The sequence below is a fragment of the Sulfuricella sp. T08 genome, assembly GCF_000971475.1.
In the GTDB taxonomy this organism is placed as follows: domain Bacteria; phylum Pseudomonadota; class Gammaproteobacteria; order Burkholderiales; family Sulfuricellaceae; genus Sulfuricella.
On the sequence record NZ_DF967548.1, the window covers coordinates 62,328 to 74,680 of the forward strand.

Annotated in this window: 12 protein-coding genes; 3 read left to right on the plus strand and 9 right to left on the minus strand. The window is 53.1% G+C overall.

Annotated features, from left to right (window positions below; translation table 11 throughout):
- The 3 genes from SCT_RS12365 to SCT_RS12375 form a co-directional block, all read left to right on the plus strand.
- Positions 1-689 (plus strand): glycosyltransferase family 4 protein (locus tag SCT_RS12365; protein ID WP_159107906.1); only part of this gene is annotated, 689 nt, incomplete at its 5' end.
- A complete protein-coding gene (locus tag SCT_RS12370) occupies positions 686-1,546 on the plus strand; it encodes a glycosyltransferase family 2 protein (RefSeq protein WP_059423473.1) in 861 nt (286 codons plus the stop codon). The genes SCT_RS12365 and SCT_RS12370, both read left to right, overlap by 4 nt.
- Entirely contained in the window at positions 1,546-2,604 is a 1,059-nt protein-coding gene (locus tag SCT_RS12375) for a glycosyltransferase family 4 protein (RefSeq protein ID WP_059423475.1), read from the plus strand. The genes SCT_RS12370 and SCT_RS12375 overlap by 1 nt, the downstream gene beginning before the upstream one ends.
- Positions 2,605-2,778: 174 nt before the next feature.
- On the opposite strand, the gene SCT_RS12380 is transcribed toward SCT_RS12375, so the two are convergent.
- The 9 genes from SCT_RS12380 to SCT_RS12420 all read right to left on the minus strand — a co-directional run bounded on the left by SCT_RS12380 (position 2,779) and on the right by SCT_RS12420 (position 12,319).
- Positions 2,779-4,980, minus strand: a complete 2,202-nt coding sequence (locus SCT_RS12380; protein WP_059423477.1) for a glycosyltransferase — start codon at positions 4,978-4,980, stop codon at positions 2,779-2,781.
- 91 nt (positions 4,981-5,071) lie between these two features.
- Complete coding sequence (locus SCT_RS12385; RefSeq protein WP_059423479.1) at positions 5,072-6,109, minus strand: sulfotransferase family protein; 1,038 nt, start codon at positions 6,107-6,109, stop codon at positions 5,072-5,074.
- A gap of 104 nt (positions 6,110-6,213) precedes the next feature.
- Positions 6,214-7,488 (minus strand): ABC transporter ATP-binding protein, encoded by a 1,275-nt coding sequence (locus SCT_RS12390; protein WP_059423481.1) that lies wholly within the window; start codon positions 7,486-7,488, stop codon positions 6,214-6,216.
- Between the two features lie 7 nt (positions 7,489-7,495).
- Positions 7,496-7,912 (minus strand): DUF86 domain-containing protein, encoded by a 417-nt coding sequence (locus SCT_RS12395; protein ID WP_059423483.1) that lies wholly within the window; start codon positions 7,910-7,912, stop codon positions 7,496-7,498.
- A complete protein-coding gene (locus SCT_RS12400) occupies positions 7,897-8,289 on the minus strand; it encodes a nucleotidyltransferase domain-containing protein (RefSeq protein WP_059423485.1) in 393 nt (130 codons plus the stop codon). The genes SCT_RS12395 and SCT_RS12400 overlap by 16 nt, the downstream gene beginning before the upstream one ends.
- Positions 8,290-8,407: 118 nt before the next feature.
- Positions 8,408-9,208, minus strand: a complete 801-nt coding sequence (locus SCT_RS12405; protein ID WP_059423487.1) for an ABC transporter permease — start codon at positions 9,206-9,208, stop codon at positions 8,408-8,410.
- 32 nt (positions 9,209-9,240) lie between these two features.
- A complete protein-coding gene (locus SCT_RS12410) occupies positions 9,241-10,464 on the minus strand; it encodes an ABC transporter permease (protein WP_059423489.1) in 1,224 nt (407 codons plus the stop codon).
- Complete coding sequence (locus tag SCT_RS12415; protein WP_059423491.1) at positions 10,461-11,156, minus strand: ABC transporter ATP-binding protein; 696 nt, start codon at positions 11,154-11,156, stop codon at positions 10,461-10,463. Before SCT_RS12415 ends, SCT_RS12410 begins: the two co-directional genes overlap by 4 nt.
- On the minus strand, positions 11,156-12,319 hold the full coding sequence (locus SCT_RS12420; RefSeq protein ID WP_059423493.1) for an efflux RND transporter periplasmic adaptor subunit: 1,164 nt from the start codon (positions 12,317-12,319) through the stop codon (positions 11,156-11,158). Before SCT_RS12420 ends, SCT_RS12415 begins: the two co-directional genes overlap by 1 nt.
- Between the last annotated feature and the right edge of the window lie 34 nt (positions 12,320-12,353).

A 12,353-nucleotide genomic window follows, 5' to 3' on the forward strand; every position in this document is an offset into this window, starting at 1 on the left:
TAGACAGATTGACGGTGGTCAGCGCGGCTTTACGCACGCATGCATTCAGCCTGGCAAGCCGGGATGATGTGGAAATCATCCCGATGGGGGTCGATTTAGCCGAGACTTTTACGCCCCCCGTCGAATCGGGGCGCAGCAACGCTGAACTTTTGTTTGTCGGGCGTCTGGTTGAACAAAAGGGGGTGCAATACCTGATCATGGCCATGCCGGAGATTCTAAAAAAACACCCCAGGACGACGCTGGTCATCGCCGGCGACGGGCCGGAACGTGAGAATCTGCTGCGGCAGGCCGCCGCTTCGGGCGTGGGCAAACATGTCCGGTTTCTTGGCGCAATGGAGAATGCCACACTGAGTGAGTTGTATGGAAATGCCGCGATATTTGTGTCGCCTTCTCTGGCGGAAGGGTTTGGTCTGGCTCTCGTCGAAGCGTCGGGCTGTGGGTGCCCGGTTATCACCACAGACCTCCCAGCCATCCGGGACTTAGTCATCGACGAGGTCACCGGATTGTTATGCCGGCAAGCGGATAGTGCCGACCTTGCCGCCAAGATAGACTTTCTCCTCGAACATCCCGAACTGCGCGAATCCATGGGGCATGCGGGTCGGCAACATGTACTGGAGCAGTTCGATTGGGAAACAATTTCCCGCCGGTATGCCTCCCTGTTCGAGGGATTGTTGCGGGAACGCCCATGAAAATTTGCGCCATCGTCCTCAATTACCGCAATGCCGCACGCACAGAAGCCTGTTTATGTTCATTAGCCGGCGAGGGACTGGACGCGGTGCTGGTCGTCGACAATTCAGCCGATAAGCACGCTGCCGCCGAGCTTGCCTCCGTGATGGCGCGGCAGGAGGGGTATGTGGACTGCACGTTGCGCCTGCTCAACCCTGACCGCAATCTTGGCTTCGCGCGCGGCGTCAATCTGGCGCTCAATGACGAGGCCGCGCGACACTGCGACGCCTTCCTGCTAATCAACAACGATGCCGTCGCCCTGCCTGGTATGCTTGCGGGTCTCGCAGCCGCGCTTGCCGACACCGGCGCGGGTTTGGTTGCGCCCACGGTGATCGATGCAGAAGGCAAGCCACAACCCATGTTCTGGTACCAACGCTTCTTCGGCTTGCAGACTATGCGCCCGCTGCCCGGCTCATTTCCCTACCTGAGCGGTTGCTGCCTACTGGTACGCCGCGACATGCTGGAGGAAGGCAAATTGTTCGACGCGGAGTTTTTCATGTATGGAGAAGATACCCTGCTCGGCTGGCGTCTTGCATGTGCGGGGATAAAGCCGCTTCGCCTAGACGATGCCTTTGTACGCCATGATAGTGCGGGGTCTTCACGGCGTGGCCAATTTTTTTACGAATACCACATGGCACGCGCCCATGTCCTGCTCGCCATGAAAACCTGGCGTCACCCGCTGGAGATACCCCTGCTGCTGGCAAGCAAGTGTGTTGGCCTGGTCTTGCGCGCCTTGTGGCGCAGCCTGCGTTTTGGAAGCCCCATTCCGCTCAAGGCATTTTTCATGGCCTGGGTGGCACTGGACATTCGCGAACCCTGATGGAAAACGAAAGAATCAAGGCTTGGCTACCGGCGATCCGAGCGGGCAGCGGTACCGACGTTTATACCCGACGCCTTGCCGCATCGCTGGAGCGCCACGGCATAATGGCGCAAATCACCTGGTTCCCGTTGTCCCATGAACTGCTGCCAGCCTTGCTGCAGCGCACGCAACCGCCCCTTGGCACAGACATTATCATCGCCAATAGCTGGAACGGTTTCGCCTTCGAGCGCAACAACCTGCCGCTGGTGGTGATCGTGCATCACTGCGTGTTTGATCCCGGGTTGCGGCCATACAAAAGCGTACTTCAGTCTCTTTATCATCGCTTCTTTGCGGAACCCCGGGAAGTGCGGTCGATGCATGCCGCAGATGCCGTCGTGACGGTCAGCCACTATGTGGCGAATCATCTGCGGCAGAAGATAAGCATGGATGGCGTGGAAGTCATTAACAACTGGGTCGATACCGAGTTGTTCAAGCCGAAACCACAGGAAACCCACGAAAACAGGCCATTCCGATTACTGTTTATCGGGAAGCCCACACGCCTCAAAGGGGGCGATCTGCTTGCGCCACTAATGCGCAGACTGGGAACTGATTTTGAGCTCCGCTTCACAGCAGAACCGCAAGACTGCCGAAGAATGAATCTTCCGGCCAACATGATTCCGGTGGGCAAATTTACGGAACAGGGTATGGTTCGAGCCTACCAGGAATGCGATGCGGTACTGCTGCCCTCGCATGCCGAAGGTTTTGGCTATGCAGCACTGGAAGGCATGGCGTGCGGCAAGCCAGTCATTACCAGCAACAATACGGCCCTGCCGGAAATAATCATAGACGGTGTTACGGGTATCCTTTGCGAAACCAATGATATTGAAGCTTTTGCCAGAGCCGGCCAACTGCTTGCGCAAGACTCAACTCTTTGTTCAGTTATGGGCAGTGCAGGTCGTCAGCGAACTATGGAAACCTTCTCTGAGAGCATGTTAATCGATAGGTATATCCGCTTGATACACCAGTGTTTAATGCCGAAAAAGGATTCTCTTACCTTACCATCCTCTTCATTTCCGTGACTGAGGTTCCCTCGGTATTTCGTCTTCCAACGAGTGGGTTTGATGCTACCAATTTTTTATTTTATTGTTTGATCCAGTCCGCCAGAAACTACGCTGGTGACTTGTAGCCAAGTATTCAACACTCAAGGCTTGCACCGATAAATTCGGTCGTAAATAGCAGCATTAACGGCAATCTCAGGAAGGCCAGCGGCCAGCCAACCAAGCTTTAATCATCTTGCGGTTATACGGAGAGAGAATCTTCCCGATTTTTCTAACAACTGGGACTATAATTTTCACCAATCGTAGCAATGGGTTAAGTATTACCCTCAAGTCAAGAAGCATACGCTCAAGAAGTTTGAAAGGTGGTCGGCAATACGCCACTAATAAATGGCGCACCACAGAAAGGTCGCCCTCTGCCAATGCTGCACATTTGCCAGTTCTAACATAATCCTGATATCGATAATAGGTGGAACTTTGTGCATCATTCGTGACGGCGGGGCTAACATTAGCTAAAAAATTGGCTTCCCTCACCCGCACAAAAAATTCATTCCATTCAACTGCCGAACAATCCCAACGGCATACCCATGACCATGGGCGTTGGCTTACTCTTTCTGTAAATGCACCAATATTTGGCACAATTATTGGAAATTCGCTCATCAATGCTGTGCTGAGTGTGTAACTGTAGGTTTCCGGCCATTGAGCAGGGAACCAGATAACATGCGGTCGTGAGTCTAAAATCAATTGCTGCAAATCCACATCTTCATATTCGCCATGGATTGAAAGAACCTCAGCAGGCAATCCTGCCATATCCTTGTAAGCGTAGCCAATTAAATGAAATTGCAGCGGTAAATTATATTGATTAGCCAATATGGCACAGCGATCCAATATATCCGCACCTTTGATTTGACTCATTGCACCAATAACAACGATGCGTAATCTTTCATTTGTGCTCAGTGGTAGTGCTTTCGGAGTTGGCAAGGTGCTTTCTGGCCCAATGTCCAAGTGGGGAGCTAACACGACCTTTGCATCATTAAAATAGGTTCGAATTCGCCGCGCTGCATCTTCGCTTGGGACAAACACATGCATTGCTTTATTGAACATGGTTCTATTTTCATCACGCCAATTTTGGATATTTGCTGAGCCAACTCGAGGCTTTATATTTAGACATGCATTGCATTGCTGCAAGTCAGGTTCCCCGCAGTAGCGATAATTAATCGAGGTTAGCGAAATTCTTGGACAAATTGCGTAATAGTCATGAACAGTAAAGTCGAAAGGGACGCCAATATCCTCAGGAATGTTCCTTATTTTAATATTGTGTCCAAACAAATGATGAAAATGTACCTGACCGATGCGTGCCAACCTGAGAAAGCTCAGTAATGCTTGATAGTCGCGATCCATATGGAAATAAAGTTGGAACCGCTCTCCTGGTCTTATCCATTCAAGCGTAATTACACCCCAAAGATAAGGGCGTAGCATTAACACTTCCGCTGCATGATCGAGATGCATGGAAAGCTCTCGCACATGCCTTTCTGTGCCTCCGCCTCGTCTGTGGGTAACAAAGAGAATAACGGGGCGACGACCGACACGTATCCGCATAAAATCCACCATCAGTCGGTAAGACCGTGCAGGATCTTTCTTGAGATGCCATGACACCAAAGGCATGTAATGCGGATAACGCCGCCGCAGAATGGACATGGCATTTTCCTTGCGCACATTCTGCGTTTCAGCGAAGCTCACACCGCCAGCATGGTAAACAAAAGTATCGGCGCACAATATGTGCCGCCAACCACGTCTGCGCGCGCGCATGCAGAAATCATTTTCTTCCCCGTACCCCTTACCAAAAGTTTCCGTATCAAACAAACCGACCGCATTCAGACAGGCGCGTTTTATATACATGCAGAAGCCCACCGCCGTGGGAATTTCAACGCTTTTACCTGAATTGACTTGGTGAAAAATAGCATCGAGTTTGGCGGCATCCCACCCTTCCGGAAGGGTGTTGTCCTCGCAAAACTTCGGGTAACTACATATCGTTGCGTTATTCGAAAATGGTGTGACCGTGCCGACATCAGGGGCACTGTAGGCACAGCGATGCAACCTGTCGAGCCAGTCTCCAGCAACCTCCGTGTCACTGTTGAGCAAAATCACATCGGCATTCGGATCAAGCTCCATGCCACGATTGACCGTTGCCACAAACCCAAGATTCTGTTCGTTGCGTAAAAGCTGCACCATCCCACCCTTCGATAGCTCGATGAGATAATCCGTCAACTCTGGATCGGGGCTGCAATCGTCAATGATGGTAATGCGGTGATCCAGGCTATTGCCAGCGCGAAGTACGCTTTCAATGCACTGTCTCGTTTCCGCAATTCCCCTATAGACAGGAATAATGATGTGAACCATATCGTTTGTTATTTGGTGGCTATTTCAGCAGGCTATGGGCAGGTTCCGTTTATATCACCGATTTTTCAACAAGCTCAGCATATTCAATTTTTCATGGTTTTCTTGTGCCAGGAATGATCAGCCGTATCAAATACTGGACCAATCTTAGTGGTTTGGTAATTTGCCAAGAAGCCGTATTTTTGACTCGCTTTATTTCTGAATGCAGCAAAGCATTCTCCGATTCAAGGCGGGCAAGATTGGTGCATGAATCTTGATTTTTTGTCTCACTAGACCTAAGCAGTTTTGACAATGGAGCAACGATACTGACGAGTTCTACGGTCTGAGCGCGCATACGATCAAGTTTCGCTGGGTCTGGCGATTTAGCCAAAAGGAGTTCGAACACTTCCTGAGCCAAGCGGCACACCGGATGGTCAGGCAGTGTGGCATTGTCGACATAATGTCGCAGAGAAGGGTCGATGAATGCCTCAATGCTAGGGGCGGCATCTTCTACGGTGACAGGCCAAGTCAAACCGAGGGTTTGGCCGATTGAAGCCACAGTTTTCCGCCAATCAGCCAATAGGCATTCATAATTAACGAAAGCTCGTGGCTGGCCTCTAGTCTGGTATTCAGCTTCCAGCATGTGGGTGAGCCACAGCAGGCAGGATGTTACTTCTGAGAAATTGTCTCGTTTACGTAAGGAATGCGCCACTTCGGCTGGTTTCCGTAGCATGAGGATAAACAGCGGTTGGCAGGCCAGTTCACGGAACACCTCCTGCCACAGAGGCAACAGGCGGCACATGCGTGGGTCTTTGATGAGCCAAAGGGGGCTGTTGCTAAAGTCACGGCGCAGCACGCTAACGATCCTGTCGCGAAAAACGTCAACGGGGGGTGAACGCCACCACTGGTCGGGCAAAGAGGTTTCTTCGTACCATGAGGAATCGAATGCCTCCAGTATCTGATCGTGAATGGTCACAACTTCTGCATGCTCCCAGAAGCCTTTGGGGTTAATACCTTCCATCGCTGGCAGGAGAGAGTAGCCAGGATGAATGCCCAGCATGTGCAGCACGCCAGCCAATGCAGAGGTGCCGCTGCGGTGCATACCCAGAACAACAATGCCGGTTTTTGGCGCGAGTTCTTGTATCAAATTCACTTCAGTGATTTCCTGAACAAAACTAGAAAGTGCCGTTGATGGGATGGACGAAATCCATTATGTATAGGTTGAGACATGTCTATCGATTTTATGAGATCGATCTGTCAGGGCATGAGGCCTGAAAATGAGGAGGATATATCCACTGTTCCTGATCGTATTGAACCATTTTCCTGTGTGATTTTGAACATGGCTGCATCAAGCACTCTGTGCAAATACACTTCGCCCTTGTCAGGCATAAGACAGGTAATGCCAGCATTAAGAAAATAAGTACCCGATAGCAGGTTGCATCGAAAACGAAACCGTTGAGAAAGGGTTGTGCCACACTCAACCGAAATACCAGTGTCCGCGGGGTGAGAGAGAAGACCGCCTAGTTCGTAGCCTGTAACTGTTTTGATCATCATGCCGAAACGTACGCATTTTGCGGGCACGTTGAACTGGGCTTCATAAGCATAGATGTATTCCTCACCACTATGCAGCAGATTTACACATTTCCCATCAAGGGAAAGAATGCGAGGATTGATGATTTGCGCACCCAAGGAGGTGTATGAAACGGTACTTTCCGGAATTAGTGTTTGGTCAAAGCACGCCGTTTCTTGCTCTTGGTAAGCTAGCTTAGGGTTATTTTTCACCTCATCTGTGGCGTACGGACGATTGAGATTTTTCAAATAACTCGCTGAAACAAACTTGGGATTGCCGATTACAGTGAGTTTACCTTGTTCCAGAAGCAATGCATGATCACAGAGTTCAACCACGGATGCCATGTTATGAGAAACGTAGATGATGGTACATCCCTGCTCGCGGATTTGGCGAATGCGTTCAAAGCATTTTCGCTGGAATGGTTCATCACCCACAGATAGCGCTTCGTCAATAATTAAAGTATCAGGTGCACTGTGGATTGCGGTGGCAAATGCCAATCTCACATACATTCCACTGGAATAAATCCGCACTGGCTGGTCAATGAATTCGCCGATGTCTGAGAAGGTGGCGATGTCGTCGAAGCGTCGCACCATCTCTTTTTTGGGGATACCCATGACAGCCCCCTGAAAGTAAACGTTTTCTCGGCCAGTAAACTCCGGATTGAAGCCTGCCCCCAGCTCCAGCAGGGCCGATACCCTGCCATTGACTTCAACCTCACCCGAGGTGGGTTTGAGAATACCGCAAATCAATTGCAACAGAGTGCTCTTACCCGACCCATTTCGCCCAATGATGCCAACGGTTTCCCCTTTTTTGATTTCAAAGGAAACGTCCCGCAAGGCGGTGAATTCTCGATGAAAGCGCATTCTGCCAAAAGTAAGCGCCTGCTTGATGCGGTCGCCAGGGTGGCCGAAGATACGGTAGGTCTTTGTGAGGTTTTTGACAGAGATGGCGATTTCGTTCATGGAATACTTAGAGCCCAGTTTTCTGGATAACAGCCTGAGCAAACTCCTTGAAATCAGTTAGGTGACTGGTTGCGATGGCATGAACGATTTGCCAGTTGATTGCTTCATAATTATGGACGGCGATATTGCGAAAACCCAAGGTTTTTTTCATGCGTATTGCCAGTTCGGTGTTGATGCATCCAAGCTCGGCAAGCACGTCGAAGGTTTGACCCATTGTGGCAGGAGGAGGAGTGTCCTTGCCGGCGATAAGGTGCGCTCCGATGTCAACGCAGAGTTGGATGGCTCGAGTCAGATTGAGCGCGAGGATATCTTGCAAGTCGACATCTCTGCCAAGGGTTTCGGAGGATGGCGGACATTTTTCCTGGATTCGCTGAAGGCAACGGCGAAGAGACTCCAGTTTTTGTTCGATCACTTCTCTATCCATGCGCTGCGCCTTTCCCTGAGAATACGACGATAGTACGGCATGAAATCCGCCTCATCGAATACGTGCCTCTTGATGAGTTCAGCATAGAGGCTATCTTTACCGAGGAGGCGCTTCCCGTGCCTGAGAATCTGCCCCAGCAGTGGTTCGCCGACGGTCTGAAGATCGATTAAGTCAACAGGACAGCCTGTGGATTCTGCAAGTTCCGCCATCAATGACATTGATTCTTTAAACCCAAGAGGCTGCCCCGCATCAATTGCCAGATCGACATCGCTGTCATGATGCCCTTGGCCGGTGGCCAACGAGCCAAAAAGAATGGCCAGCCGAACTTCGGGATGGTTTGCCAGGGTGGCCTGAATTAGGGTCTCGATGGTTGTCATTTATCTATGGCTGCGCAGTATTTGTGTAATGGCTAGTTTAACGATGAACAGTTTCGCATTTCTCGCTGGCATATGTCATTCTTTCCTCAGCATTTTATGCAGTGATGTGGCCGCCTTCTTATAGCGCATCGGCAAACTCCTCGCGACTATGCTGAAAAAAGGCATAACCAAGAATGGCCGCTGCCAAACCGATGACCAGAGCAGTGACCCAGTGAGTCCACGAAATCGGCGCGCCCAAGGCTGCAGTCCGTCCAGCCTCTATCACCGCTCCGAGTGGGTTGTGCAAATAGATGGGGCGCAGCGCTTCAGGCACCGCGCTCACAGGGTAAAACACTGGCGAAAGGAACATCAGCATTTGAACGAACAGCGGCACGATCTGGGTCATGTCCTTGATGAATACTCCCCACGCGGCCAGGAACCAGGAAAACCCCAGAGCGAGCAGCAGGACGGGGGCCAGTAGCAAAGGAAAAAGCAGTATCTGCACATGCAGATTGCCCGTCCAGGCCAGTGCGGCCAGCAGAATGAGAAAATTGAATGCGCCATGCACCAACCCTGCTCCAAGAGGAACCAAGGGCAGAATTTCCACCGGGAAGATGATTTTTTTGACAAAGCTGGGGTAGCCGCGAACCGCAGAGGGCGAGCGGGATACGGCTTCGGCAAAGATATTGAAAACGATCAGACCGCAATACAGATTCAGCCAGAAGGGCAACCCACCCAGTTGCTGGGACCAACGCGCCTGAAAGATATGGCCGAAAACGAAAGCAAAGATACTCAGCATCAATAGCGGGCTGAGAAAAATCCACAGCAAGCCGAACATCGCACCCCGGTAACGCAGCAGCACATCCCGCTTGATGAGTTGACCAAGCAGGTAGCGGTTGCGCCCGATATCGGCAAAGATGCGCAGGGGATTTAAAATCATATGCTCATATTGTCTTTGGAATTACTCCACTTTTATTCATAGCGCAACGCCTCCACGGGCTTGAGCATGGCCGCGCGCCGTGCCGGGTAATAACCGAAAAACACGCCGATCGCGGCAGAAAAGGCAAACGACAGCAGGATCGACCACACCGTGACCACCACGGCCATTTCCGCCATCGAACTGACCAGCCAGGCACCACCTACACCAAGGAGCACTCCAACCAACCCACCGACTATGCAAATAATCAGCGCCTCAAGCAGAAATTGCAACAGGATGTCGCGGCGGCGCGCACCGATCGCCATGCGGATGCCGATTTCCCGGGTGCGCTCTGTGACCGACACCAGCATGATGTTCATAATACCGATTCCGCCCACCAGCAGGGAAATGGAGGCGATAGCACCGAGCATGAAGGACATGGCTTGCGCCGATCCGGCGGCAGATTGCGCCACCGATGTCAGGTTGCGGATGGTGAAGTCGTTTTCCGCATCTTCAGCCAGATGATGGCGCTGGCGCAGCACTTGGCCCATCTCCCGCTCTGCCTCATCCATCGTCTCGGTCGATCGCGCCTGCACCATGAGATAGCGCACCGTGCCCGGAAACTGGTTACCGAAAAGCTTGCGCTGAGCGGTGGTGACCGGCACCACAGCGGTATCGTCCTGGTCGCGCCCGTCCAGGCTTTGTCCTTTTGCGGCAAGCAATCCGACCACCAGAAAAGGCATGTTCTTGATGCGAATGGTCTTGCCGGTGGGGTCTTCCTCTCCGAACAGGTTCTTCGCCACTGTCTGGCCAAGCACAACTACCCGGGTCGCACCGCGCACATCGCTTTCCTCGAAGGGGTGGCCGGCATCCAGTGTCCAGTTGCGCACCGTAAAGTAATCTGGCGTAGAGCCAGTGACGATGGTGCTCCAGTTGCTTGAGCCATAAGCCAGCTGGGCGTTGCCTGGGTAAGAAGGAGAGACTGCCTTGACCGACGGGATTTGAGCGAGCGCCTGCGCGTCGCTGACTGTCAGGGTAGGCACACTGCCCGAGCCGAAGCGCAGCCCGCCTGAAGTACTGGCACCGGACAGCACAATGAACAGGTTGCTGCCCATCGAGGCGATGGACTGGCTGACGGTGTATTGCGCCCCCTGACCGACGGCAAGCATCAGTACCACTGCCGCCACGCCGATCACCATGCCGAGCATGGTCAGGGCGGTGCGCAAGCCGTTCATCGCCATGGCGCGCCAGGCTTCGGCAAAGATCGCCAGGATCTTCATGACACCTCCCCATCCCGTTCCACCCGCCCATCCACGAAGCGCACCATCCGGTGAGCATAGTGGGCAATATCCGGCTCGTGGGTTACCAGGATGACGGTCATGCCCTGTTCGCGGTTGAGGCGGGTAAATATCTCCATGATCTCCTGGCTGGTGTGGGTATCCAGGTTGCCGGTGGGCTCGTCCGCCAGGATCAACGGCGGACGGTTGATCAGCGCGCGGGCGATGGCGACGCGCTGCTGCTGGCCGCCGGAGAGCTGATTGGGCAGCGATAGGGAAAATTTTTCCAGCCCGGTCTGGCGCAGGACCTCCAGGGCGCGCTCACGCCGCTCAGCCTGCCCCAGGCCGGCGTAAAGCAGCGGCAGCGCGACGTTGTCCAGCGCGGTGACGCGCTTTAACAAGTTAAAACCCTGGAACACGAATCCAATCAGGCTATTGCGCAGATGAGCGAGTTCATCCGGATTCAGCTTTGCGACATCCCGGCCATTAAGGAAATAATGCCCGCTGGTGGGCGTGTCGAGACAGCCGAGAATATTCATGAAGGTGGACTTGCCCGAGCCGGAAGGCCCCATGATGGCGACAAATTCGCCGGGGGCGATGCTCAGGTTGACGTCATGCAGCACCGGAGCGACTCGCCCGCCGGTGATTTCATACTGCTTGTGCAGGCCCTCGACGCGGATCAGGGGATCGGCCATTACATCATCCTGAGGCTGAAGCCGGAACCTTTGTCTTTCTTGGCACCCATCTCCCTGACTACCAGCGACTCCCCAGGTTTGAGTTCATCGCCCAGCACTTCAGTGTAGGAACCATCAGAGATGCCGGCCTTGACCCTCACCGGCTTCGGCTCCCCTTGATCGAGCCGGTAAACGGTAGCGCCGCCGCGCCCTTTTTCTTTCCTGTTGTTCTTGCCAGCAGCCTCGCCACCCTCTTCCCTCAGAGGCTTGAAGCGTAGCGCTGCATTCGGCACGCGCAGTACATTTTCGTGGCGGCTCACGATGACCTGAACGTGGGCGGTCATGCCAGGCAACAACACTTCATCCGGGTTATCCACCGCCACCACGACATTGTAGGTCACTACGTTCTGCTGCACGGTGGGGTTAAGTCGGACCTGCTTAACCTTGCCGGAAAACTGCCGGTCCGCAAAGGCGTCGACGGTAAATCGCACCTCCAGGCCAATGTTGAGATTGCCGATATCCGCCTCGGCCACGCTGGTTTCGATCTGCATCTGCTTGAGATCGCCGGCGATCTGAAAAAGAACGGGGGTCTGGAAGCTGGCCGCAACCGTCTGGCCCACATCGATATTGCGTGCCACCACTACGCCGGAAATCGGGGAACGGATCACAGAATAATTCAGGTTGGTGCGGGAGCGCGTCAACTGGGCTTGCGCCAGCTTGAGCTGCGCCAGAGCGGAGTCCAGCTGCTGCCTGGCCTGGTCGACGGCATCCAGAGAAATGAAGCCCTTCTTCTGCAACAAACGAGCACGCTCCTCCTTGGCTCGCATCAGCACAAGATTGGCCTCCGCATTAGCGATGTTGGCCTGGTCCTGCCTGAGCTGGGCATCGAACAGGGCAGGATCGAGTTCAGCCAGAATCTGTCCTTCTTTCACCCGGCTGTTGAAATCCGCGTTGAGCTTTTTCACCGTACCGGACACTTGGGTGCCCACGTTCACCAGCACCACAGGGCTCAGGGTGCCATTGGCCGAGATACTCTGGACAATATCGCCGCGGTCAACCACTTGGGTTTTGTACTTTTCCTGGGGTGAGTTGGCGCTCTGGCTCTTCCAGTAATAAACGCCGCCAGCAGCGACGATGAACGCGAGAATAACAAGCGGGATTCGGATGGAACGGATTGAGGGCATAGGCGTCTTCTGCAAAGAAAAAATTATAGCAGTT